The organism is Leucobacter sp. PH1c (assembly GCF_000633415.1).
GTDB lineage: Bacteria > Actinomycetota > Actinomycetes > Actinomycetales > Microbacteriaceae > Leucobacter.
In genome coordinates this window covers 1-23869 of sequence record NZ_AYMV01000033.1, presented here as the reverse complement: position 1 = coordinate 23869, position 23869 = coordinate 1, and the positions used below count along the sequence as shown (strand labels likewise).

The following is a 23869-nucleotide window of genomic DNA, read 5'->3' as shown; positions in this document are numbered from 1 at the left end:
CACCCGTTTCGAAAGGAACCTCGTGTCCGAGACCCTGCTCACTCCCGCTGCGTTCGCCGCGGCGGACCTGATCGATCACCACTGCCACGGCGTGGTTGAACACAGCCCGGAGCGGCCAGAGTTCGAATCGCTCATCTCCGAGTCGAACTGGGCCGCGCCCGCGGGCACCACCGTGTTCGATTCCCAGCTGGGCGTCGCGATCCGGCGCTGGTGCGCGCCGCTTCTCGACCTCGACGCGCACGTCACGCCCGAGCGATACCTTGAACGCCGGGCGGAATTGGCGCCGCAGGAGGTGAACGAGCGGCTCCTGCGCGCCGCGGGGATCGATCGCTACCTGATCGAGACCGGGTATCGGGGCGACGACATCCTCGACGCCGGGCAGATGGCGGTGCGCGCCGACGCGAGTGCCGACACGGTGGTGCGTCTGGAGCGCCTGGCCGAGCAGCTCGCCCCCACGCTCGGAAGCGGGGCCGCGTACGCGGACGCGTTCCGTGCGCTGCTCTCGGAGGAACTCCGAGATGCCGTAGGGGTCAAGACGATTGCCGCATACCGAATCGGTCTGGACTTCGCACCAGATCGCCCGAGCGACGCCGAGGTCGCGGCGGCCGCAGGGGCCTGGCTCGCCGAACTGGAATCGGGAGCCGAGCCGCGGCTCGAAGACGCCGTGTTGATCCGCTTCGGGATCTGGTGCGCCGTGGACGCACAGCAGGCGATTCAGTTCCACATCGGCTTCGGCGATCCCGATGTCGACCTGGGTCGCTGCGATCCGCTGCTCCTCACGGAGTGGCTGCGCCGCACGCGACTCAGTGGGGTGCGCGTCCTGCTGCTCCACTGCTACCCCTTCCACCGGAATGCCGGGTACCTCGCGCACGTCTTCCCACACGTGTACTGCGATGTCGGGTTGGCGATCAACTACGTTGGCGCGCGCTCGCCGCAGGTGCTCGCAGAATCGCTCGAGCTCACGCCGTTCGACAAAGCCGTGTTCTCCTCGGACGCATTCGGGCTGTCGGAGCTCTACTTCCTGGGGGCGCACCTGTTCCGGAGAGGCCTCCTCCAGGTGGTGAACGGGTGGATCGACGCCGATGAGTGGGATGCGGCGACAGGCGAGCAGCTGATCCGCAAGATCTGTCAGGAGAATGCCGTACGCGCGTACGGACTCGCAGACCAGCCCCGCTTCGCATCCGAGCGGGGCCTCGCGTGAACCGGCCCGAGCTCGCGCAGGAGCTGCTCGCGCGGACTGCAGAGCACGCGGCGTCCGCGGTCCACCTCCGTGAAGCGTTGCACCGGTCCCCGGAGCTCTCGGGCTTCGAAGGGCCCGCGGCTGCCTGGATCGCGGAGCGGATGCCCATGCCGATGCGCACCGTCGCGGACACCGGCCGGATCGGTCGGATCGGACCCGTGGCGGGTGCGGCTGTGGCGGTCCGCGCAGAACTCGACGCACTGCCGGTCGAGGAAGCAACCGGGGCTCCGTTCCGATCGACGAACGGCGCCATGCACGCCTGCGGTCACGACGTGCATCAGGCCGCCCTGATCGCGCTCGCCCGCGCGGCCGCGGAGTGCGAGCTGCCCTACGCGCTCGTCCCGTTCCTGCAGCCGCGCGAGGAAGCATACCCTTCTGGTGCGCTCGACATCGTGCGCGCTGGAGTGCTTCGGGAAGAGGGGGTCGCGGCGGTGCTCGCCGCGCATGTGCACCCGGGGATCCCGCGGGGCTCGGTGGCCACTGGCAAGGGGCCGACGAACGCCGCGGCCGACGAACTGCGCGTCACCGTGCGCGGGCGCGGTGGCCACGGTGCGTATCCCCATGAGGCTGCCAACCCGATCGGCGTGCTCGCGCAGATCGTCGTCGGTCTGCCCGAGGTGCTCCAGCGCAGCGTCTCGCCGATGCACCCTGCCGTGCTCACGGTCGGGCGCTTCCAGGCGGGAGAGATCGCGAATGTGATCCCCGAAGAGGGGTCATTCTCGGGGACGCTGCGCACCATGGACCGCGCTGATCGGCCGATCGTGCACGAGGCAGTGCGCCGCTACGTCGAGGGCCAAGCTTCGGCATTCGGGCTTGAGGGCACGCTTGAGATCGTGACGGGCGAGCCGGTCCTCGAGAACGACCCGGGCCTCGTCGACGCCGTCGATGCCCAGCTCTCTGCGGCGGGATTCACGGTGAGTGAGCCCATGCGCTCGTGCGGGGCAGACGACTTCTCCTTCTACTCGGAAGAGCTCCCCGGCTTGATGGCCTTCGTCGGGGTCGAAACCGAGGATCACCCTGCACGGCCCAGCCTGCACCACCCTGAGTTCCTCCCAGACCCGGACGCCGTGCGCCGCGTCGCCCTCACGCTTGCGGCCGGCTACCTGGGCGCCTGTGCCGAACTCGACCGGCGCGCCGATCCCGAGCGCCAGACAGGACTCGTCGGGGGAGAGCACCGTGAATGACCCGCAGACCCGAATCGCCGCCGAGGCCGGCCCGCTCAGCGACGCTCAAGCCAGCGTGCCGCTCAGCGTGCGTGACGAGCGGGTGATCGCGGCCAACCAGAAGCTCCGGTTCTTCCCGCTGAGCATCGTTTCGGGGCAGGGGGCCGAGATTGTCGACGACACGGGACGGCACTTCCTGGACCTCTCCGCTGCGTGGGGCGCGAACAGTCTCGGCCACGCTCACCCCCGGGTCGTCGCTGCGGTCCGCGCCGCCGCCGAGTCCGGCGGGAGCGCGAGCGTGCTGTCGGCGATGCACCCAGCAGCGGTCGATCTCGGAGCAGCGCTGCTCGCCGCGGTGCCTGCCCCGGATGCCGCGCCGAGGCGCGTGCTGTTTGGGCACTCCGGGAGCGATGTCAACAGCGCGGCTATCGCTGCTGTGCGGGCCGCGAGCGGACGAGCGGGCGTGCTCGCGTTCCGTGGTGGCTACCACGGCGGGTTCGGAGCCGCTCAGGCGGTGAGCGGCGTCTTTGTCGAAGTGGGCCTCCCTGCCGACCCCGCCAGCGCGCTCCTGCCGTTCCCCGCGACCGCCGCGGCGCTACCTGAGGTCTGGGCGGCGCTCGACGTTGCGCTCGCTGAGCGCCCGGTCGGCGCGATCATTGTTGAGGCCATTCAGTCGGATGGTGGCCTCGTCGTGCCGCCCGCGGGGTTCCTCCGGGAGCTCGCCGACCGTGCACACCGGGCCGGTGCCCTCCTTATCGTCGACGAGGTCAAGGTCGGCCTGGGGCGCACGGGGCTCTTGCACGCGTTCGCTCACGATGGCGTTGTTCCAGATCTGGTCACGTTCGGTAAAGCGCTCGGTGGCGGCCTGCCGCTCGCCGCCGTGGTCGGGCCCGCCTCGGTGCTCGACGCGGCGCCGGCGAGCGCGCTGCTCACGACCGCGGGGAATGCGATCAGTACGGCGGCGGGGCTCGCGGTGCTCCGCACCATCATTGATGACCGGCTCCCCGAGGCCGCTGCGGAACGCGAGCGCGAGCTCCGCGCGCTGCTCCGAGACGCTGCGGCCGCCGCCCCGGAGATCGCAGAGGTGCGTGGGCGCGGCCTCAGCCTGGGGATCGAGCTGCGCGCTGATCCGGCCGAGCCCTCGGCGGCCGCCGATGACCTCTTCACCAGGCGGGTCATCTTCCGGATGTGGGAGCTCGGTGTCGTGAACTACCTGGTGCGCGGGAACGTGGTCGAATGGACCCCGCCGCTCACGCTCAGCGCAGCCGAAGCGCTGCGCGGGGTGGAGACACTCCACACCGCGGTCACTGAGGTGCGAGCCGGCGCGGTGCCGATCGAGACGGTCGCACCGTACTTGGGCTGGGAGCCCGCACACCGAGAGGACGAGAAATGACGAAGAAGCGGACGCTCGCCGAGGCGCTCAAGATGTCACTCGACGTCATGAGCCCGTCGGAGAAAAAGGTGGCGCGCGCGCTCATTGCTGAGTACCCCGTCGCTGGACTGGAACCGGTGGCTCGGCTCGCGGATCGCGCGAATGTCAGCGCGCCGACCGTGCTGCGCATGCTCGCCCGCGTCGGCATTCAGTCCTACCCGCAGATGCAGGAGCTGCTTCGCGAGGAGATCTCCGAGCGGACCACCTCGCCCATCGACCAGTACGAGACCCGGGCCGGTGAGCGGGCTGTCCCCGAGGACCACACGATTCCGCGCGCGAACGACGTCTTCGTGCGCGGCATCACGGGCAGCTTCGCCGCGATGCCGGTCTCCGAGTTCGACCGGATCGTCGAGCTCCTCGCCGACCCCAAGCGGCGCGTCTGGGCGGTGGGCGGCCGATACTCCGGGCTCCTCGCCGAGTACCTCGCCCTGCATCTTCGGCTGCTCCGCCCTGACGTGCAGTTCGTGGGCCGAGCCGAGTCGGACAAGTCGCTCGCGCTCCTCGATATCGGACCGCGCGATGTGCTCGTCGCTTTCGACTACCGCCGCTACCAGGATGCGACGGTCGAGTTCGTCGCCCGGGCGAAGGCGCGGCGCGCCACGACCGTGCTCCTCACCGATCCGTGGCTCTCGCCCGCGGCGAAGCACGCCGACTTTCTGATCTCGAGCGGAGTCGAGGCCCCGAGCCCATTCGACTCGCTCGTGCCCTCCCTCGCCCTCGTCGAGGCCCTCGTGGCCGGCGTCGTGGAGCAGTTGGGCTCGGAACCGCTCGGCAGAATCCAGGCGTTCGACGCCTGGGAGTAACCCCCTCAGCATGCAGACCGCGGGACGGCACAGTGGCCGCCCGCTTCGAGAGTAAGGACATATCGTGAGAAAAGAACCCCTGGCCATCATCCTGACCGCCGATCTCGCCGCGAAGGCGCGTGGTCGCGCGTTCCGTCAGCAGGAGTTCCAGAAGTACCTCAACAGCGGGTGCGGCTGGGTGCCCGCCAACCTCGCCATCGACGCCTTCGGGTCGATCGTCACTCCGAACCCGTTCGGCGCGGTCGGGGACCTGCGGCTTATGCCCGATGTGACGAGTATCGCGAGCGTCGCACTGAACGAGACGGGGGAGCAGACCACCCTCGTTCTCGCGGATATTCACACGCCCGATGGCGAGCCGTGGGCCTGCGATCCGCGCACCTTCCTGAAGCGCGCGATCGCGGACCTCGACGCAGAGACCGGCCTGAGCGTCGTCTCATCGTTCGAGCACGAGTTCATGCTGCGCGACGACAGCGGAAGCCCGGTCAACACGCCGTTCTCGCTTGAGTCGTTCCTCGAGGAGGAGGAACTCGGAGGGCGCCTCGTCGCAGCGCTCGACGACGCCGGCCTGGAGCCCGAGATGTGGCTGCCCGAGTTCGGACGCAACCAGTTCGAGATCACGCTGAGCCCGGCGCGAGCGCTCGTCGCGGCTGATCGGGCGGTCTATCTCCGCGAGATCACTCGCCACGTCGCGAGCAGCCTCGGGAAGCGGATCACGTTCTCCCCGATCGTGGAGGAGAACGGCGGCGGCAACGGCGTGCACGTGCACGTGAGCCTGCGCGACCGTGAGGGACGCTTTGTGACGTACGACGAGCACCGTCCGAGCAACCTCTCCGAGGTCGCGGGGTCTTTCGCCGCTGGCATTCTGAAGTACGCGGAGGCTTTCCAGGCCGTTGCAGCGTCGGCTCCGCTCTCCTACGAGCGGCTCGCGCCGCAGCGGTGGAGCGCCGGTGGGGTCTTCCTCGGCGAGAACAACCGCGAGGCCCTGCTGCGCATCTGCCCGCTCTTCAATACCCCGGGCGCGAACCACCAGAAGCAGTTCAACCTCGAGTACCGCGCGGCGGATGCCACGAGCAACCCCTGGCTGGTGCTCGGCTGCCTGATCCGGGCCGGGCTCGAGGGCGTGCGTGAGCAGCTTCCGACTCCCACGATCGTGAGCGGCGACTCCGATGCGCTCTCTGCGGATGAGCGCGCGGCGCTCGGGATCCGCCCCATCCCCAGCACGCTGGGCGAGGCGCTGGATCGCTTCGCCGAGTCCGCGGTCGCGCGTGAGTGGTTCGCCCCCGAGCTCGCCGAGACCTTCGTCGCGGTGAAGCGCGCCGAGATCGCGCGCGCAGAGGCGCTCGATCCGGAGGCGCGCTACGCGGCATACGCCGCGACGTACTGAGGCCAGCGGCCCGGGACCAGCGGGTCCCGGGCCCGGGTAAGCTGAGTGGGTGACCCGACACTTTCTCCGTGATGACGATCTGAGCCCGGCCGAGCAGCGCGAGGTCCTCGACCTCGCTGCGCGTCTCAAGCGCGAGCCGTTCGCGGAGCGCCCCCTCGCGGGCCCCCGCTCGGCCGCGGTGTTCTTCGACAAGACGTCGACGCGCACGCGATTCAGCTTCGCAGCGGGCATCTCGGAGCTCGGCGGTGCCCCCATCATCGTGAACCCGGGGGAGGCGCAGCTCGGCGCGAAGGAGTCGATCGCCGATACGGCGCGCGTGCTCTCGCGCATGGTGTCACTCATCGTGTGGCGAACCTTCGACCACGCGGGCATCGCGGAGATGGCGGAGCACGCGAGCGTGCCCGTGATCAACTCGCTCTCCGACGACTTCCACCCGTGCCAGATCCTCGCCGACCTGCAGACGATCCGCGAGCAGAAGGGGGAGCTCGCGGGGCTCACCGCCACGTACGTGGGCGATGCCGCGAACAACATGGGGCATTCCTACCTGCTCGGCTTCGCGACGGCGGGCATGCACATTCGCGTGGCCGGGCCCGAGGGCTTCCACCCGCGCGCCGACATCGTGGCCGATGCCGAGCGCATCGCTGCGCAGACCGGTGGCAGCGTGACCGTGCTCACGGACCCCGTCGCGGCCGTCACCGGCGCCGATGCGGTCATCACCGACACGTGGGTGTCGATGGGGCAGGAGGCTGAGAAGGCCGAGCGCGTGGCGACCTTCGGCGCGTACCGGGTGACCCCGGAGCTGATGGCGCACGCCGCAGCGGGCGCCCTGTTCCTCCACTGCCTCCCCGCCTACCGCGAGTTCGAGGTGGCGCCCGAGGTGATCGACGGCCCGCAGAGCGTCGTGTGGGACGAGGCCGAGAACCGCGTGCACGCGCAGAAGGCCCTCATGGCCTGGCTGCTGGCCCGCACCGAAGACGAGACGAAGTAAGGACGACATGAGCACCGAGAACACCACCGCAGCAGGAGACGCCGGCAACCGCGCCGCCGAGGCCGGGGCGCTCTGGGGCGGCCGATTCGCGAGCGGCCCGTCGCCCTCGCTCGCCGCCCTCTCGAAGTCGACGCAGTTCGACTGGGTGCTCGCGGAGTACGACATCCGCGGCTCGAAGGCGCACGCCACGGCGCTCGCCGCAGCCGGCTACCTCACCGAGCAGGAGCTCGCGGACATGCGCGCCGGCCTCGACGAGCTCGCCGCGCGGGTGGCCGACGGCCGCGCCGTTCCCGGTGCGGACGACGAGGACGTGCACTCGGCGCTCGAGCGTCTCCTCATCGACATCGTCGGCGTCCAGCTGGGCGGCAAGCTCCGCGCGGGCCGCAGCCGGAACGACCAGATCGCCACGCTCGTGCGCCTGTACCTGCTCGATCACACGGCGATCATCCGGGGGATGCTCCTCGACCTGCTCGACGCGATCGCGGAGCAGGCGGCGAAGCACCCCGGGGCGATCCTGCCCGGCCGCACCCACCTGCAGCACGCGCAGCCCGTGCTGCTCGCGCACCAGCTCGCCGCGCACGCGTGGCCGATCGTGCGCGACCTTGAGCGCCTGCGCGACTGGTCGGTGCGCGCGAGCGCCTCGCCCTACGGCGGCGGCGCCCTCGCCGGTTCCTCGCTCGGCCTCGACCCCCGCCTCGTGGCGGCGGAGCTCGGCCTCGGCGAGCCGCTCGAGAACTCGATTGACGGCACCGCGGCCCGCGACGTCGTCGCCGAGTTCGCGTTCATCTGCGCGCAGATCGGGATCGACCTCTCCCGTCTGAGCGAGGAGATCATTCTCTGGAACACGAAGGAGTTCGGATTCGTGCGCCTGCACGACGGCTACTCCACGGGTTCGAGCATCATGCCGCAGAAGAAGAACCCGGATATCGCTGAGCTCGCGCGCGGCAAGTCGGGTCGCCTGATCGGCAACCTGACGGGCCTCCTCGCGACGCTCAAGGCGATGCCGCTCGCGTACAACCGCGATCTGCAGGAGGACAAGGAGCCCGTCTTCGACTCGATCGCTCAGCTCGAGGTGCTGCTGCCCGCGTTCGCCGGCATGATCGCCACGATGACGCTCAACACGGAGCGCATGGCCGAGCTCGCACCGCAGGGCTTCTCGCTCGCCACGGATGTGGCCGAGTGGCTCGTGAAGCAGGGCGTCATCTTCCGCGATGCCCACGAGATCTCGGGCGAGCTGGTGCGCTACTGCGAGGAGCGCGGGCTCGAACTGCACGAGCCGGACGACGCGGCGCTCGCGAGCGTGTCCGAGCACCTCACCCCCGCGGTGCGCGAGGTGCTCACGATCGAGGGCTCCGTGAACTCGCGCATCGGTGCGGGCGGCACGGCCCGCGTGCGCGTCGACGAGCAGCTCGCGAAGCTGCAGCAGCGCATCGCGGAGTTCCGCGGCTAGTTTGCGACAGTTCCGTGACACGACTGCGGCGCCCGACGACATCGTCGGGCGCCGCAGTCGTTTCATCCATCGAGACGAGCGGGGCGCGGGTGCCCGGGGCGCGGGCCCCGGCCCCGTGAGGCGCTAGCCCACCGGCACGGCCGCGGCCCGCAGCAGCGGCCGCGTCGCCCACAGCGTCGCGAGCACGAGCGCGATCCCCGCGGCGACCGAGCTGAGGATCACCGCGAGCGACAGCGGCGCGACGACGATCGCCATGCCGAGCAGGGGGAACATGAGCGCCCCGGCAAGAATCGCGCTGCCGAGCGATGCCAGGAGCAGGGGGAGCAGCGTGGCCTTGCGCCGCGCAGCATCCTGCACGTCGAGCGGCGTGCCCATGATCGCGAGCGAGCGCGACACGTCGCGGCGGTCGAGGATCTGCGCCGCCTGCGTGACGCCCACGGAGCACGCCACCATGATGAACGAGCCGATCACGGTGATGATGATCCCGGTGCGGATGTCGGCGACGGGGAAGGCATCGGCCCCCGCGCCAGGCTCCTCGACCGCCGACAGGAGCGCGACGCCGGAGCCCGCGAAGACCGCGACGAAGCTCGCCATCGCGACCCCGGAGACCTGCCGCCACGCGGCACGCGGCGACTCGAGGATCTGCCGGGCCGCGAGGAGATCCGCTGGGCCCTGCGCGCGCTTCGCCTTGCCGCGGCCGAACACCCCGATGAGCCACGAGCCGATGAGGTCGAGCGCGAGCAGCGCCACGCCGAACGCGATGCCGAGCCCGGCGATGATGGCGACGAAGCCGCCCAGGGCGCCGAGGCCGTTCACTGCGCCGACGATCGCGGTGGCGAGCACGATGCCCGCGACGGCGAAGAGCGCCTGAACCCAGGGCAGCTTCGGCGCCTGCTGCTTCAGCGCGACACCGAGCGGCGAGATAACGACGCGGCGCAGGCTCGCTCCGGCGCTCAGTGCCGCGACGGCCGTGATCCCGAGCACCACGAGCACCGCGTGGAGCGGCGGCAGCGCCACGGCTGCGGCGCCGAGCGGTGCGCCGCGGAACGAGATGAGCCCGACGAGCGGCGCGGCGAGGTATGCCACGAGCACCCCGGCGATGGCGCCGGCGCAGGCGACCGCGGCGGCCTCGATGACGGCGAGCAGCGCCGTGCTGCGGCCCGGCATCCCGAGCAGGCGGAGCACCGCGAGCCGATCATCCCGGCGGCGCGCCGAGAGCCGGGCAGCCGCGTGCCCGAGCGAGATGAGCGGCACGACGAGGAGCACGAGCGCGGTGACGGCGCACATCCAGTACAGGGGCGCGAGCTCGTCGGTGTAGACCCAGAAGGTCTGCGCGCCGCCCAGCACGATCGCGAGCAGCGCCGTGACGCTCGCGAAGGCCACGGCGGGCAGCACGAGCGCTGACGAGCCCTGCCGGCTCGGCCGCGACAGGAGGGGGAGCACGCGGGCGATCACCGCGCACCCCCGGCGGTGTTCTGCGCCCACGCGTCGGAGATGGCGCGGCCGTCGCTCATGGTGATCACGCGCGCGCAGCGGGCGGCCACCTCGGGATCGTGGGTGACGACCACGAGCGTGCGGCCCTGGCCCACGGTCGAGCCGAGGAGCGCGTCCATCACCTCGCGGGAGGTGGTCGAATCGAGCGCGCCGGTCGGCTCGTCGGCGAAGGTGAGGCGCGCGCCCGTGACCTGGGACCGGGCGATCGCCACGCGCTGCGCCTGGCCGCCCGAGAGCTGGCCGATCCGTCGATCCTCCATGCCCGCGAGGCCGAGCGCCGCGAGCCACTGCGCCGCGGGCTGCAGCGCATCGCGCTTCGACACCCCGGTGAGCATGAGCGCGAGCGCGACGTTCTCCACCGCGGTGAGCTCGGGGATGAGGAGGCCCTGCTGGAACACGAAACCGAACTGCTCGCGGCGCAGCCGGCTGCGTTCCGCGTCGGAGAGCTGGGAGACGGTCGCGCCCCCGTACTGCACAACGCCGGCCTGGGGCACCGTGATCCCGGCGAGCGCGTGGAGCAGCGTCGTCTTGCCGGATCCCGAGGCGCCCATGATGGCGGTGGACGTGCCGGTGTACAGGTCGAGGGAGACGCCGTCGAGGGCCCGAGTGGGGCCGTAGTGCTGACTGAGGGCTGACGCGCGGAGCAGGATTTCGGACATGTCTCCCAGTCTGCGCAGCCGCGGCGTGTGCGGGATCGACCCGCAGTGCCGGCCCGCGGCACCCCGGTCCGAGGTTCCCCGTCAGACCGCGGTACGATGGGAGGCGTGTCTGAAACGAATGATCGCACCGAGATCCTGGCAACCCAGCGCAACGACGACAGCTTCGCCACCCTGTGGGACGAGCTGGAGTGGCGCGGGCTGATCCACGTGTCGACGGACGCTGCGGCGCTGTCGGAACTGATCGAGGGCGAGCCCTTCGCGTATTACTGCGGCTTCGACCCCACGGCGGCGAGCCTGCACCTCGGCCACCTCGTGCAGCTGCTGCTCATGCGTCGCCTCCAGCTGAAGGGTCACCTGCCCCTCGGCCTCGTGGGCGGCTCGACGGGCCTCATCGGCGACCCGCGCCCCACGTCGGAGCGCACGCTGAACTCGCCCGAGACGGTCGCCGCGTGGGTGAATTCGCTCCGCGAGCAGATCTCCCGCTACCTGAGCTTCGAGGGCGACAACGCCGCCCGCTTCGTGAACAACCTCGACTGGACCGCGCCGCTTTCGGCGATCGACTTCCTGCGCGAGATCGGCAAGCACTTCCGCGTTGGCACGATGATCAAGAAGGACATCGTCGCGAAGCGCCTGAACTCGGACGAGGGCATCAGCTACACCGAGTTCAGCTACCAGATCCTCCAGGGCCTCGACTTCCTCGAGCTGTACCGCCAGTACGACTGCAAGCTGCAGTCCGGCGGCAGCGACCAGTGGGGCAACCTGACGAGCGGCACCGAGCTCATCCGCAAGGCGGAGGGCGGCACCGCGCACGCCATCGGCACGCCGCTCATCACGAACTCCGACGGGACGAAGTTCGGCAAGAGCGAGGGCAACGCCATCTGGCTGAACCCCGAGATGTGCTCGCCGTACACCTTCTACCAGTTCTGGCTGAACCAGGCCGACGCCGACGTGGTGGATCGTCTCAAGGTGTTCACCTTCCTCTCGCGCGATGAGATCGCGGAGTACGCCCGCCAGGTGGCCGAGGAGCCCTTCAAGCGCGCGGCGCAGAAGCGTCTCGCGCTCGAAGTGACGACCCTCGTCCACGGCAGCGCGGCGACGCAGGGTGCGATCGACGCCTCCGAGGCGCTGTTCGGTCGCGGCGACCTCGCGGCGCTCGACGCGGTGACGCTCGCGGGCGCCATCGAGGCGCTGGCCCAGGCGTCCGGCGCAGCCGGTGCGTCGATCGCCCAGCTCATGGTCGACACGGAGCTCGTGAAGAGCCTCGGCGAGGCCCGCCGCGCGATCGCGCAGGGCGGGGTCTACGTGAACAACGTCGCGGTCGAGGCGGAGGACGCCGTGCTCACGGCGGACGATCTGCTGCACGGCCGCTTCGCGGTGCTGCGCCGCGGCAAGAAGACCCTCGCGGGCGTCACCGCCGCCTAGCGCAGCTCGCCGCTGCATCGAAGCGCCCGCTCGGCCCCTCGGCCGGCGGGCGCTTCGTCGTCTGAGCGAGGCGCGGGGCGGGCGGCGCGGGATCCTGCCTAGCTCGATCCGCTCCACGCTGCGGGCACGAGCACCCAGACCATCTCGGCGCCCTCGGCGCCCGCGCTCCACGTGTGCGGGGTGAGGCCCGGGAAGGTCAGCGTGTCGCCGGGCGCGAGCTTGGCGACGCGGTCGGAGAAGCGCACCTCGACCGATCCCGCGATCACGTGCAGCGACTCGACGGCGCAGCTCACGGTGTAGAGCTCTTCGCCGCCCGTGCCGTGCGGCTCGACCGACGAGCGGAGCAGCTGCACGCGCTCCTCGGCGCGCGGCGTGACGAGGCGCTCGTCGGCCCCGATCCCGCCCATGTTGATGCGCGGTGCGTCGTCGAGGGCGAGGTGCTGCACGTCGGGCTCCTCGAAGAGCGCCCCGACCGGCAGCGACAGCGCGTGGCAGATCTGTACGAGGGTGGGCACGCTCGGCATCGTGTCGTCGCGCTCGACCCGGCTGATGAAGCCCTTCGTGAGGCCCGAGGCCTGCGCGAGCTGCTCGAGGGTGAGCCCCTGGGCGACCCGTGACGAGCGGAGCTTGGCCCCGATCCGCACGGGATCGTCGCCCGCGCTCAGATGAATCGCCCGCACGCTCTCGCCCTCCTCCTGCGCTCGCATTGACCCGACCGCGCGGTCCAGCCTATAGTGAATGCAAGTTCACCGATAGAACTCACCTGTTTACTCTCACGAAACTTTCGTGGGAGCGGATCTGAAAGGAATGTGGATCGTGACTGATCACACCCCGCAGGGGCCGGTCGACGCCAGCCTGACCCCGCGCTACGCCGGGATCGCCACCTTCGCCAAGCTGCCGCGCATCGAAGACGTGCCGTCGGCCGACATCGCCGTGGTCGGCGTGCCCTTCGACACCGGCGTGAGCTTCCGCCCCGGCGCCCGCTTCGGCCCCTCGCACGTGCGCGAGGCCTCGCGCCTCCTGCGCCCCTACAACCCCGCGCAGGACGTGTCCCCCTTCTTCGTCAAGCAGGTCGTTGACGCCGGCGACATCGTGGCGAACCCCTTCAGCCTCGATGAGGCCGTCGCCCAGGTCGAGGCCGCAGCCACCGAGCTCGGCGAGAAGGTCGACAAGATCGTCACGGTCGGCGGCGACCACACGATCGCCCTGCCCCTGCTGCGCGCCATCAACAAGAAGCACGGCCCCGTCGCGGTGCTCCACTTCGACGCGCACCTCGACACCTGGGACACCTACTTCGGCGCCCCCACCACGCACGGCACCCCCTTCCGCCGCGCGTCGGAGGAGGGCCTCATCGACATGACGGCGTCGATGCACGGCGGCACCCGCGGCCCGCTCTACGGCAAGCAGGATCTCGAGGACGACGCGATGCTCGGCTTCCAGATCGTTACGAGCGAGTTCATCGAGGAGCACGGCGTCCCCGCAGCGCTCGAGAAGATCCGCGCTCGCGTCGGTGACAAGCCGCTCTACATCTCGATCGACATCGACGTGCTCGATCCCGCGCACGCCCCCGGCACCGGCACCCCCGAGGCCGGCGGCCTCACCAGCCGCGAGATGCTTCGCCTCATCCGCGGCCTGGCCGATCTGCACATCGTCGGCGCCGACGTCGTCGAGGTCGCCCCGGCCTACGATCACGCGCAGATCACCGCGGTCGCCGCGAGCCACGTGGTCTACGAGCTCGTCAGCGCGATGGCCGCACGCGACTAGCCGTCGCACGCGACTCGTCGTCGCACGCGGCGGGGTGCAGGGCCCGCGCCCCGCACCCCGCCGCGCTGCATCCCGCACCCACACCCCGCGCCCCGCACCACCCGATCGAGTTCACAGGAGCACCCGGATCATGCACACCCCATCCGAAGCCGCCGTCCTGGCCGCGGCCGACGCGATCGTCACCGCGTTCTCCGCGACCGACACCGACACCTACTTCGCGGGCTTTGCCCCCACGGCCACCTTCATCTTCCACCCCGAGCCCGCGCGGCTCGACAGCCGGGCGGCCTACGAGGCGCTGTGGGCCGAGTGGCTCGCGAGCGGCTGGCGCGTCACCTCCTGCGCATCGAGCGAGCGGCTCGTGCAGACTTTCCCGGGCGGCGCCGTGTTCAGCCACACCGTGGCGACGAGCGTCGAGACGCCCGACGGCGCTGAGTCCTACGTCGAGCGCGAGAGCATCATCTTCCAGGCGGACGCAGATGGGCGACTGCTCGCGATCCACGAGCACCTCTCCACCGTGCCCGCGGAGGTCGCGCCGTGACGAGCACCGAGACGATGGCCGTCAATCTCGACGGCCACGACGAATCCGCCGGTCCCGTCCGCGGCACGCAGGGGATCCTCCGCATCGGCATGATCTGGTTGGCTGCGAACCTCGTCGTCACCACCCTGCTCACGGGCACGCTCTTCGTGCCCGGAGTCTCATTCGGCACGGCGACCACGATGATCATCGTGGGCACCCTCATCGGCGTCGTCGTGCTCACCCTCGTGGGGAACATGGGCACGCGCACCGGGCTGCCCACGATGGCGCTCACCCGCGGCGCCTTCGGCATTCGGGGGAGTCTCCTCCCGGCCGGCGCGAACCTCGTGATCCTGATGGGCTGGAGCTGGGTGCAGGCGATGCTCGCGGGCGTCACCGTGAACGCGCTCGTGCACGAGGCCACGGGCTTCTCGAACCCGGCGCTGTTCTCCGCGATCTGCCAGGGCATCGTCGTCGTGCTCGCCATCTTCGGGCACACCGGCATCTCCCGCGTGGAGCCGTGGCTCGCGCTCCTCATCCTCATCGTGATGGGCACGGTGTTCGCCTCCGCCTTCGGCGCGTTCAGCCCGGCCGAGTTCGCGGCGATCCCGGTCGATCCCGAGCTGGGCGGCACCCCCTTCATCACGCTCGACATGGTCCTCGCGACGGCGATCTCGTGGACGGTGCTCTCCGCCGACATGAACCGGCACGCGAAGAGCAGCGTCGCGGGGGTGGTGGGATCCGGCATTGGATACATGCTCTCCACCTGCATCGCCATGTTCCTCGGCCTCGTCGCCTTCAGCGCGGTCATCCTGAGCGGCAACGAGGCGATCCCGTTCGATCCCTCCGTCATCGTGGCCGAGTTCGGCTGGCCCCTCGGCGTCGTCATCTTCCTGTCCGTCATGGCCACGAACAGCATGGTGGTGTTCGGCATGGTGACCTCGGCGATCAACGCGCAGTCGCGTTGGCACCTGCGCTTCCTCCCCACGGCCATCGTGCTCGGGATCGTCTCCATCGTCGGGTCCACGTTCCTCGGACTCCTCGACCAGTTCACCGACTTCCTGTTCGTGATCAGCGCGTTCTTCGTGCCGGTCTTCGCGATCATGATCGCCGACTACTACCTCCTGAAGCGCCGCGGCTACTCCAGGCAGATCCTGCACGAGCGGCGCGAGAGCCGCTACTGGTACCTGGGCGGCGTGAACCTCGTCGCCGTCGCGGTGTGGATCGTGGGCGCTGCGCTCTCGTACGTGCTGGCCTACGTCGCGCCGAGCCCGATCGGGGCGAACATCCCCGCCTTCGCGGTGAGCTTCCTCCTCTATCTCGGCCTCATGCTGGGCCTCGGCGGCGTGCGTCGCCTGGGCCTGCGCGATGCGCGCGACGCCGAGCCGGCGGGGCACCTCCTCGACGGCGCCGACGCGACCTCCGCGCTGCGGATCGGGGGCTGACCCCGTGCCGCTCGTCGATCTCAGCCACCCGCTCACGACGGGGATGCCGGTCTACCCCGGCGACCCCGAGGTGACGTTCGCCCCCGCCCTCACGGTTGCGGCCGATGGGGTCGCGGTCGAGCGGCTGGATCTCGGCTCGCACTCGGGCACCCACCTCGACGCTCCGGCGCACTCGATCCCCGGCGGGCGCACGGTCGACCGGATCCCGCTCGAACTGCTCTGGGGGCCGGCGCGCGTGCTGCGCGCGGTCGCCCCCGCGGCTGGCGGTCTGCTCGGGATCGCGGACGTCGCGGGATCCGGCGGTGCGTCGGGCGCCTCTGGTCCGGCCGCTTCTGCTGATGCGCTCGCGAGCGCTTCGCCCGATCCGCTGCCTGCTGCGCTGCTGAGCGCGCTGCCCGATGCGCTGCCGGGGATCGTGTGCATCGCGACCGGGTGGGACGCGCACTTCGGTGGGCCGCTCGCGGAGCGCCACCCCGCGGTCTCGCTCACGCTCGCGGAGGCGCTGTGGGCCCGGGGCGCGCGGGTGCTCGCCGTCGACACGCTGAGCCCCGACCTCACCGTGGGCGGCTCCGGCATGCCGGTGCACGAGTTCTGGCTCGGCAACGACGGGGTCATCGTGGAGAACCTCACCGGACTCGACGCGGTTCCCGACGAGTTCGAGCTCTCCCTCCTCCCGCTCCGCCTCGCCGGCATCGACGGCTCCCCGGTGCGGGCGGTCGCGCGCTTCGCCTAGCGCGGGCTCGCGCCCTGGCTGTCTGGTGTTGGGCTCGCGCCCCGGCGGTCTGTCTGTTGCGGGGCTCGCGCGCCGGCCGGCGAGGTGGAAGACTGTGGCTATGTCACGTATCTCTGGTCGGGCGCTCGGCGTCTGGAGTCTCCGGCTCGACGCCGCCTACTGCCTGATCCTGGGCATCTTCGTTGCTGCAGCCGCGCCGCAGATCGCCGGTGTCGTGGCGCTGCCTCAGGCGCTCCTGTTCGGCACCGGTGTGGTGGTCGCCGTCTGGGCAGCACTCGTGCTGTGGATGGTGCTCCGCATGCAGATCCGGCTTGCGCTTCGCCTGGTGATGGGTGTCAACATCCTGGCCACCGCACTGATCGCGGCCGCGGCGCTCACCGCGGCCAGCTCGCTCGTCGCTATTGCCGTGCTGGCCATCGCCTGCGACGTCGCGCTGTTCGCGCTGAGCCAGGCGATTGCGATCCGCGCGCTCCGTTCGGGCCCCGGTGCTGCCGCGCTCCCCGCGGTCTAGCGAGACTCCACACCCGGGAAGCGTGCGGCCAGCGCTCCAAACCCACAGGAGAAATCCGAAAGCTCGGACTTTTATGGGGGCTTGGCTCCGATATTCCAGATTTCTCCTGTCCATTCGGAGCTCCAGTGCCCGAGTGCCCGCGCGGAGACCCCAAGCGCCACACCAGCACCCGAGCCCGCACCGAGCCACGCAACCCCGCCCCCTACTCCTCCGGGTCGAGCGCCGCGAGCGCGAGCAGCAGGCGCGCGCGCTCGAGCGGATCCTCCAGGTCGCGGCCGAGCAGGGTCTGCGCCTCCGCGACGAGCCGCCGCACGGTGTTGCGGTGCAGTTCGAGCTCGCGGGCGGTGCGATCCCACGCTCCGTGGTGGTGCAGCCACACGGTAAGCGCGCGGCGGGCCTCGGCCTGGTCCGGGCCGAGCAGCGGGGCCACCCAGTGCGCGGCGGCGGCGCGCGCCACCACGGGGTCCGCGGCGGCGCCGAGCGGCCAGGTCTCCGAGGCGGGCGGCGCGGAGCCGTCGATGTGGCGCCGCAGGTGCCGGGCGGCGCGGGCGTGCTCCTCGGCCTCGCGCATCGCCGAGGGGAGATCGCCGAAGTCGTGCGCCGCGCTCACGGCGAGCAGCCAGCCGAGCTCCTGCGCCCGGGCCAGTTCGCCGGGCGACGGCGGGGCACCGACGAAGGCGCGCAGCCGCCGGGCCCGGTGCTCCACGAACGGGGTGTGCAGGAGGCGGCGCAGCCAGGCCGCATCGGACGCGACCGTGCCGTCGCCCTGCACGGGGTCGTTGCCGAGGGCGCGGCCAGGATCCCGGATCGCGATCACCGCGTGCGCCCGCCGCGCGTCGCCGCCGAACGAATTCGTGAGGAGCCTGGCGAAGCGGTCGCGCTCGGCGCCGGGCACGGTGACGCCGGGGGAGTCGGTCATGAGGTGCATGAGGAGCTGGTCGACCGCCATCGACTGTGCGGCGGGCAGCTGCAGCACGAGGCCCACGAGGTTCGCCGCGAGCTGCAGCGCGGTGAGGTCGGTGCGGGTGAGGCGCGGGGCGCGGCCGAGCAGCAGGATCGCGCCGCCGCCGGAGCCCCGGGAGCGTGCGCGGCGCGGCCCGGCCTCGTGCGCGGCGACCTCGTACTCGGTCGCGGAATCGGACCCCGCCCGGAGCCGCGCTCCGGATCCCGCGGTGGGGCCCCAGCCGCCCGCGGTGACCGTGGTGAAGACGGTGGGGAGCGTGCCGCGCGTGCGGGGCTGGGCGCTGAGCCGGTCCCGCAGCTCGGCGATCGTCGTCTCGAGCGGGAGGCCCGCGGGCAGCTCCCCGCTCCGGTAGGTCTCGTCCTCGATCTGCAGCACGGCCCAGCCGGTGCCCTGCTGCGCGAGCTGCTCGACGAGGCGCTGCGCGGGGCGGTGCTGCAGCGACGCCTCGGTGAGGCGGCGGGCGAGGGTGTTCATTGCCTCGAGCGCCTGGGTGCGCTCGGTTTCGAGCGCTCGGTTGAGCATGCTCGTCACGGCGGCGAAGTAGATGTGCTGGGGGAGGGCCACGAGCGGGAAGTCGAGCGCGCGGCAGGCGTCGATGAGGCTGTCGGGCACCTCGGCGTGGACGGGTTCGAGGCCGAAGACGAGCGCCGAGACCCCGGCGGCGTGGAGCCGCTCCACGTAGGCGCGATCGAGGCCGGGGTCTCCCGTGATCGCGAGGCCCGTGATGAGGAGGAGGTCGCCCGGCATCATGTAGCCGCCGGGATCGTCGAGCTCGATCACGATGGAGGAGGCGACCGGGGTGCTGCGGATCCGGCGCGCCAGCTCGGTGTCGGCGGCGAGCTCCGCGGCCGCAGGGGAGAGGAGCTGCGCCTCAAATTCGGGGGCGTCGAGCAGCGTGGCGAGCGGAACGGTGGCGCGGTCTCGCGCCTGCGTGCTGGGGTGCACCTGCGGCCTCCTCGGGGTCGGTGGGCGGGCTGCCGCGCGCCGCCCGGGATGAATTATCCCAGAGAATGGGAAAAGTGGGACATTCTGTGCGATACAGGCCGCGCGAAGCCGGGTACCTTTCCGTGAGGTAACACACTCTCAGCGTCGATGAACGTGGGCGTCGGCGCAGATCCCATCCACCCCACTAGGAGGACACTGTGGTCCTGGACTACATCGTCATCGCGGCGTATCTCATCGGCATCATCGGTGTCGGCTACTGGGGCATGCGCCGCTCGAAGTCGAAGAGCGACTACCTCGTCGCCGGCCGCCGCCTCGGCGGATTCATGTACTCGGGCGCCATGTCCGCCATCGTGCTCGGCGGCGCCTCGACCGTGGGCGGCATCGGCCTCGGCTGGGAGTACGGCATCTCCGGCGCCTGGCTGGTCACGGCCATCGGGCTCGGGATCCTCCTGCTCAGCGCGTTCCTCGCGAAGCGCATCGTGAAGCTGAAGGTCACCACCGTCACCGAGATGCTCGATCTCCGTTACGGCGGATCGAACGGGCTCATCTCGGGCATCGTGATGTTCCTCTACACGCTGATGCTCACGGTCACCTCGACCCTCGCGTACGCCACGATCTTCCACGTGCTGTTCGGCATCTCGAACCTCTGGGGCGTCATCATCGGCGGCTCGATCGTCGCGGTCTACTCGATCATGGGCGGCATGTGGTCGATCACCATGACCGATGTCGTGCAGTTCGTGATCAAGACGGTCGGCATGTTCCTCCTGCTCCTCCCGATCGCCCTCATCTCCGCCTCCGAGGAGGCCGGCGGCTGGGACGGCATCCGCGAGCGCCTCGGCGACTCCTTCTTCTCGCCCTGGTCGATCGGCGGGATGACGATCGTCACCTACGTCATCGTCTACACGCTCGGCCTGCTCATCGGCCAGGACATCTGGCAGCGCGTCGTCACGGCCCGCACCCCGCGCGTCGCGAAGTGGGGCGGCATCACCTCGGGCGTCTACTGCCTGCTCTACGCATTCGCCGGCGCTCTCATCGGCATGGCCGCCCGCGTGCTCTTCCCCGAGATGGACAACCGCAACGACGCCTTCGCGTTCATGGCGCAGGAGATGCTGCCCCCCGGCGTGCGCGGCATCGTGCTCGCGGCGGCGCTCTCCGCGATGATGTCGACGGCGAGCGGCGCCCTCATCGCCTCCGCGACGGTCTTCACCACCGATCTGTTCCCCGCGATCCGTCGCGTCTTCGGCCTGCGCTCGAAGCAGGTCGAGGTGCACGACGGCCACGTGGGCGGCGAGAGCCTCACGGGCTACCGCGTCACGATCTTCGTGCTGGCGGGCATCACGATGTTCATCTCCACGCTCGTCACGGACGTGGTGGCCGCGCTCACGATCGCCTACGACATCCTCGTCGGCGGCCTGCTCGTCGCGATCGTCGGCGGCCTGTTCTGGAAGCGCGGCACCCGGGCCGGCGCCCTCTCGAGCATGCTTGTGGGCGCCGTCGTGGTGATCGTCTCGATGTCGATCTGGGGGATCCTCGCCAACGAGCCGATCTACTTCAGCCTCCTCGCGAGCCTCGTCACCTACGTGGTGGTCAGCCTCCTCACGAAGCCGACCCCCGAGCCGATCCTCGACGAGTGGACCCACCGCCTGAGCCTCGACGACCGCACCGCCGTCAACGACGTCGTGTACGACGAGGTGCAGCGCTAGTCCGCTTCACAGCCTGCGCGGCTTCGGCCGCGCGCTCCGGCACCGCGGAGGGCACGCCCGCGGTGCCGGACCCAGTTCCGCCCCGAGTGCCAGTCACGTCCCACTGCTCTCTTGGAGGAACCATGACCACTCACTCACCTGACACCGGACAGCGGATCGGCGGCGACGTCGTTCTCGAAACGCTCGTCGCCCTCGGCGCCCGCGGCGTGGTCGGCCTGCCCGGCCAGCACGCGCTCGGCTTGTTCGACGCGCTGCGCCGCTCCGACCTCGCCTACCTCTCCGCCCGCGTGGAGAACAACGCCGGCTTCATGGCCGACGGCCTCGCGCGCGTCACGGGAGAGGTGGCGCCCCTGCTGCTCTCCACGGGGCCCGGCGCGCTCACCTCGCTCGCCGCACTGCAGGAGGCCGCGGCTTCCTCGATCCCCGTGCTCGCGCTCAGCGCGCAGATTCCCGTTGCGGGGCTCGGCGGCGGCCGCCACGGCTACCTCCACGAGCTGCCCCAGCAGTCGGACTCGTTCCGCGGCGTCGTGAAGCACGTCGTCACGGTGCGCACGATGGCGCAGATCCCCACCGCGATGGCGGAGGCCTGGCGGATCGCCGCGGCCGCGCCGCAGGGTCCCGTGCTCGTCGAGGTGCCGCAGGACATCCTGCTCGCGCCGGCCGATGCGCTCGTGCCCGCGCTCGAGGGTGCGGCGCTCGCCGGTACTCCTGCACCGCTCGCGCCCATCGCCGAGACGGTCGACTTCGCGGCGGCCGCGCTCGCCGGCGCCGTGCGCCCGGTGATCTTCGCGGGCGGCGGCGTGGTCCGCGCGGGTGCGCAGGCCGAGCTCGCGGCGCTCGCCGAGCGGCTCGATGCCCCCGTCGTCACCACCTTCAGCGGCAAGACCGCGCTTCCGTGGAGCCACCCGCTCTCCGCGCAGGGCTGGATCGAGGACATCGCCACGACCGAGTTCCTGGAGGATGCCGACGTGCTCCTCATCGTGGGCAGCGGAGTGGGCGAGCTCTCGAGCAACTACCACACCTTCCGCCCCCGCGGCCGGGTGATCCAGATCGAGGCCGACCTCGGCAAGATCGGCTCGAACCACCCAGGGATCGGGATCCACGCCGACGCGAAGCTCGCGCTCGGCGGCCTCGACGCCGCGCTCGCCGGCCTCGGCCGCAGCTCGACCGAAGCCCGCCGCTCCGATGCGACCGCGCAGATCGCCCAGCTCCTCGAGACCGTGCGCGAGCGGGTCGAGGGGCAGGGCCGCGAGGCCGAGCTCGCGCTCGTGCGGGGGCTGCGCGACGCAGTGCCCGCGGACACGCGCGTGTACTGGGATATGACGATCCTCGCCTACTGGGCCTGGTCGGCCTGGGACGCGCGCGGCGCGGAGTTCGCCTCGGCGCAGGGCGCCGGTGGGCTGGGCTACGGCTTCCCCGCCGCGCTCGGCGCCGCGTTCGGCCGCCGCGTGCAGGGGGAGACGGGTGCCGTGCTCGCCGTCTCCGGTGACGGCGGCGCGCTCTACGGGATCGCGGAGCTCGCGGTTGCGGCGCAGCACGATCTGCCGGTCGTGTGGCTGATCGTCGACGACGGCGGCTACGGCGTGCTCCGCGAGTACATGGAGGGCGCGTTCGGCGCGGCAACGGCGACCGAGCTCGCCCGCCCGAACTACGTGGCGCTCGCCGAGTCGTTCGGGATCGCGGCCGAGGAGACGACGCTCGCCGATGCCCCCGCAGCGGTCGCCCGCGCGCTGGAGGCCGGGAAGCCCCGCGTCATCGTGCTCTCGGCGCTGCTCGAGCTCTTCGCCCCCACGCACCTCGATCGTCTGAGCGGGGGTGCCGCATGAGCCGCCCGCTCGTCCTCTTCACGGACCAGACCGATCTGGATCCGGCACCCGGCCGCGCGCTCCTCGAGGCCGCGGGCTGCGACACCGTGCTCGCGGCGCTGCCGTCGCGCGCGGGGGAGCCGCAGGAGCTCCCCGCGGGCGCCGAGGCCGCGGTCGCACTCGTCGTCGGCTACGCCCGCATCGACGAGGCGCTGCTCGACCGCCTCCCCAACGTCGCGTGCATCGCGACGATGAGCGCGGGCTTCGACATGATCGACCGGGCCGCCGCCGAGGCGCGCGGGATCTGGATCGTGAACCTCACGGACGCGGCGACCGAGGAGGTCGCCGCGCACGCGCTCACCCTCGCGCTCGCGAGCGAGCGGGAACTCCGCGGGAGCCTCGCGGTCACCGCCGCGGGTGGCTGGACGGAGGACGTGGCCGCCGTGCCGCGTCGCCTCAGCACGCTGACGCTCGGCCTGTTCGGCTTCGGGCGGATCGCGCAGCGCCTCGCGCAGATCGCGTCGCCCGTGTTCGGCCGCGTGATCGCGCACGACCCCTTCGTCACCGCGCCCGCGCACGGCGTGGAGCTCGTGGACCGGGCCGCGCTCATCGCCGAATCCGACACCCTCTCCCTGCACCTCCCGCTGACGGCGGAGACCGCGGGCACGATCGACGCCGCCGCGTTCGCCGCGATGCGGCCCGGGGCCACGCTGATCAACGTGTCCCGCGGGGAGCTCGTCGACCCTGCGGCGCTGCGGGCCGCGCTCGATGCCGGCACGCTGCGGGGGGCCGGCCTTGACGTGCTCCTGGGGGAGCCGCCGGTGGCGGACGACCCCTACCGGCAGGATCCGCGGGTGCTCGTCACGCCGCACGTCGCGTTCCTCTCGGCCGGCTCGCTCGAGCACTACACGCTCGATCCCGCGCGCAACGTGCTGAGCTGGCTGCGCGCCGGCCGGCTGGAGCGGGCCGTGGTGCCCGGCGCGGACCGCGCCCCGCTGCTCCCGGCGGCGTAGGCCGAGCGCAGGAGCGGTCTCGGTGCGGCAGAAGCCCGAGCGCACAGTCGAAGGCGGTTCCCCTCTCCGGGGAGCCGCCTTCACTGCGTTCGGGGGCAGGATCGGACCCGGGGGAGCGCGTGTGCGGGGCCCGAGGGGCGCGTTTGGGGCCGCCGCGCCCGGGAAACACGGCTCAGTGGCGAGAATCACGGGTTTCGGGCCGGTTTCGAGGGGGTGGACGGCGAATGGCCGCTTGGTGGGGGTGTGGCAACTTTGGCGGTTTCATGCGGGGACACGCCCGAGAACGGGGCGTGGTTTGCCGTCGGGTACCGATCGGCGTAATGTATTCCCTTGTCAGCGCAACGCAGCCGGGCAGCGAGGCAGAAGCCAAGCGGTCCGGTTCATACGAATGCGCAGCGAGCACGTGATGTGCTAGCCTAGACAGGTTGCTGTTCGGA

At 71.3% G+C, this 23869-nt stretch carries 20 protein-coding genes; 16 read left to right on the top strand and 4 right to left on the bottom strand.

The window, feature by feature from the left end:
* Positions 1-22 precede the first annotated feature (22 nt).
* From U874_RS0111610 to argH, 7 genes are all read left to right on the top strand, one after another.
* Positions 23-1201 (top strand): amidohydrolase family protein, encoded by a 1179-nt coding sequence (locus U874_RS0111610; RefSeq protein WP_025134706.1) that lies wholly within the window; start codon positions 23-25, stop codon positions 1199-1201.
* Complete coding sequence (locus U874_RS0111605) at positions 1198-2424, top strand: M20 family metallopeptidase (protein ID WP_025134705.1); 1227 nt, start codon at positions 1198-1200, stop codon at positions 2422-2424. Before U874_RS0111610 ends, U874_RS0111605 begins: the two co-directional genes overlap by 4 nt.
* The gene (locus U874_RS0111600; protein WP_198525850.1) at positions 2417-3796 is read left to right on the top strand and encodes an aminotransferase class III-fold pyridoxal phosphate-dependent enzyme; all 1380 of its coding nucleotides are present in this window, start codon (positions 2417-2419) and stop codon (positions 3794-3796) included. Before U874_RS0111605 ends, U874_RS0111600 begins: the two co-directional genes overlap by 8 nt.
* Complete coding sequence (locus tag U874_RS0111595; protein ID WP_025134703.1) at positions 3793-4638, top strand: MurR/RpiR family transcriptional regulator; 846 nt, start codon at positions 3793-3795, stop codon at positions 4636-4638. Before U874_RS0111600 ends, U874_RS0111595 begins: the two co-directional genes overlap by 4 nt.
* Positions 4639-4702: 64 nt before the next feature.
* Complete coding sequence (locus tag U874_RS0111590; RefSeq protein WP_025134702.1) at positions 4703-6022, top strand: glutamine synthetase; 1320 nt, start codon at positions 4703-4705, stop codon at positions 6020-6022.
* A 49-nt stretch (positions 6023-6071) separates the two neighbouring features.
* Positions 6072-7010 (top strand): ornithine carbamoyltransferase, encoded by a 939-nt coding sequence (gene argF, locus U874_RS0111585; protein ID WP_025134701.1) that lies wholly within the window; start codon positions 6072-6074, stop codon positions 7008-7010.
* Between the two features lie 7 nt (positions 7011-7017).
* Positions 7018-8460 carry an argininosuccinate lyase gene (gene argH, locus U874_RS0111580; protein ID WP_025134700.1) on the top strand — a complete coding sequence of 481 codons (1443 nt, stop codon included), beginning with the start codon at positions 7018-7020 and terminating at the stop codon, positions 8458-8460.
* A gap of 123 nt (positions 8461-8583) precedes the next feature.
* Here argH and U874_RS0111575 read toward each other — a convergent pair whose 3' ends face one another.
* A complete protein-coding gene (locus U874_RS0111575) occupies positions 8584-9903 on the bottom strand; it encodes an FtsX-like permease family protein (RefSeq protein WP_232755916.1) in 1320 nt (439 codons plus the stop codon).
* A gap of 8 nt (positions 9904-9911) precedes the next feature.
* Complete coding sequence (locus U874_RS0111570) at positions 9912-10613, bottom strand: ABC transporter ATP-binding protein (protein WP_025134698.1); 702 nt, start codon at positions 10611-10613, stop codon at positions 9912-9914.
* A 96-nt stretch (positions 10614-10709) separates the two neighbouring features.
* On the opposite strand from U874_RS0111570, the gene tyrS reads away from it, so the two are divergent.
* Complete coding sequence (gene tyrS / locus U874_RS0111565) at positions 10710-12035, top strand: tyrosine--tRNA ligase (protein WP_051582901.1); 1326 nt, start codon at positions 10710-10712, stop codon at positions 12033-12035.
* Positions 12036-12133: 98 nt separating this feature from the next.
* Here tyrS and U874_RS0111560 read toward each other — a convergent pair whose 3' ends face one another.
* The gene (locus U874_RS0111560) at positions 12134-12715 is read right to left on the bottom strand and encodes a helix-turn-helix domain-containing protein (protein ID WP_025134696.1); all 582 of its coding nucleotides are present in this window, start codon (positions 12713-12715) and stop codon (positions 12134-12136) included.
* A gap of 136 nt (positions 12716-12851) precedes the next feature.
* On the opposite strand from U874_RS0111560, the gene speB reads away from it, so the two are divergent.
* The 5 genes from speB to U874_RS14440 all read left to right on the top strand — a co-directional run bounded on the left by speB (position 12852) and on the right by U874_RS14440 (position 17002).
* On the top strand, positions 12852-13799 hold the full coding sequence (gene speB / locus U874_RS0111555; protein WP_025134695.1) for an agmatinase: 948 nt from the start codon (positions 12852-12854) through the stop codon (positions 13797-13799).
* A 130-nt stretch (positions 13800-13929) separates the two neighbouring features.
* Positions 13930-14337 (top strand): nuclear transport factor 2 family protein, encoded by a 408-nt coding sequence (locus tag U874_RS0111550; RefSeq protein WP_025134694.1) that lies wholly within the window; start codon positions 13930-13932, stop codon positions 14335-14337.
* A gap of 14 nt (positions 14338-14351) precedes the next feature.
* On the top strand, positions 14352-15758 hold the full coding sequence (locus tag U874_RS0111545; protein WP_029988330.1) for a cytosine permease: 1407 nt from the start codon (positions 14352-14354) through the stop codon (positions 15756-15758).
* A gap of 4 nt (positions 15759-15762) precedes the next feature.
* Complete coding sequence (locus U874_RS0111540; RefSeq protein WP_029988328.1) at positions 15763-16491, top strand: cyclase family protein; 729 nt, start codon at positions 15763-15765, stop codon at positions 16489-16491.
* Between the two features lie 100 nt (positions 16492-16591).
* Positions 16592-17002 carry a hypothetical protein gene (locus U874_RS14440; protein WP_025134691.1) on the top strand — a complete coding sequence of 137 codons (411 nt, stop codon included), beginning with the start codon at positions 16592-16594 and terminating at the stop codon, positions 17000-17002.
* A 202-nt stretch (positions 17003-17204) separates the two neighbouring features.
* On the opposite strand, the gene U874_RS0111530 is transcribed toward U874_RS14440, so the two are convergent.
* Complete coding sequence (locus U874_RS0111530) at positions 17205-18911, bottom strand: PucR family transcriptional regulator (RefSeq protein WP_025134690.1); 1707 nt, start codon at positions 18909-18911, stop codon at positions 17205-17207.
* 263 nt (positions 18912-19174) lie between these two features.
* Here U874_RS0111530 and U874_RS0111525 point away from each other — a divergent pair, with 263 nt between their 5' ends.
* The 3 genes from U874_RS0111525 (at position 19175) to U874_RS0111515 (ending at position 23432) form a co-directional block, all read left to right on the top strand.
* Positions 19175-20614: a sodium:solute symporter gene (locus tag U874_RS0111525; protein WP_198525851.1), complete on the top strand. Its 1440-nt coding sequence runs from the start codon at positions 19175-19177 to the stop codon at positions 20612-20614.
* Positions 20615-20736: 122 nt separating this feature from the next.
* A complete protein-coding gene (locus U874_RS0111520) occupies positions 20737-22440 on the top strand; it encodes a thiamine pyrophosphate-binding protein (protein WP_025134688.1) in 1704 nt (567 codons plus the stop codon).
* On the top strand, positions 22437-23432 hold the full coding sequence (locus U874_RS0111515) for a C-terminal binding protein (protein ID WP_025134687.1): 996 nt from the start codon (positions 22437-22439) through the stop codon (positions 23430-23432). The genes U874_RS0111520 and U874_RS0111515 overlap by 4 nt, the downstream gene beginning before the upstream one ends.
* The last annotated feature ends 437 nt before the right edge of the window (positions 23433-23869 follow it).

Excerpts from the sequence above, each read along its gene's own strand:
- U874_RS0111595 (WP_025134703.1), top strand. The coding sequence starts at position 3,793 with ATGACGAAGAAGCGGACGCTCGCCGAGGCGCTCAAGATGTCACTCGAC.
- argH (WP_025134700.1), top strand. The coding sequence starts at position 7,018 with ATGAGCACCGAGAACACCACCGCAGCAGGAGACGCCGGCAACCGCGCC.
- U874_RS0111570 (WP_025134698.1), bottom strand. The coding sequence starts at position 10,613 with ATGTCCGAAATCCTGCTCCGCGCGTCAGCCCTCAGTCAGCACTACGGC.
- tyrS (WP_051582901.1), top strand. The coding sequence starts at position 10,710 with ATGGGAGGCGTGTCTGAAACGAATGATCGCACCGAGATCCTGGCAACC.
- U874_RS0111550 (WP_025134694.1), top strand. The coding sequence starts at position 13,930 with ATGCACACCCCATCCGAAGCCGCCGTCCTGGCCGCGGCCGACGCGATC.
- U874_RS0111545 (WP_029988330.1), top strand. The coding sequence starts at position 14,352 with ATGGCCGTCAATCTCGACGGCCACGACGAATCCGCCGGTCCCGTCCGC.
- U874_RS14440 (WP_025134691.1), top strand. The coding sequence starts at position 16,592 with ATGTCACGTATCTCTGGTCGGGCGCTCGGCGTCTGGAGTCTCCGGCTC.
- U874_RS0111525 (WP_198525851.1), top strand. The coding sequence starts at position 19,175 with ATGCGCCGCTCGAAGTCGAAGAGCGACTACCTCGTCGCCGGCCGCCGC.
- U874_RS0111520 (WP_025134688.1), top strand. The coding sequence starts at position 20,737 with ATGACCACTCACTCACCTGACACCGGACAGCGGATCGGCGGCGACGTC.
- U874_RS0111515 (WP_025134687.1), top strand. The coding sequence starts at position 22,437 with ATGAGCCGCCCGCTCGTCCTCTTCACGGACCAGACCGATCTGGATCCG.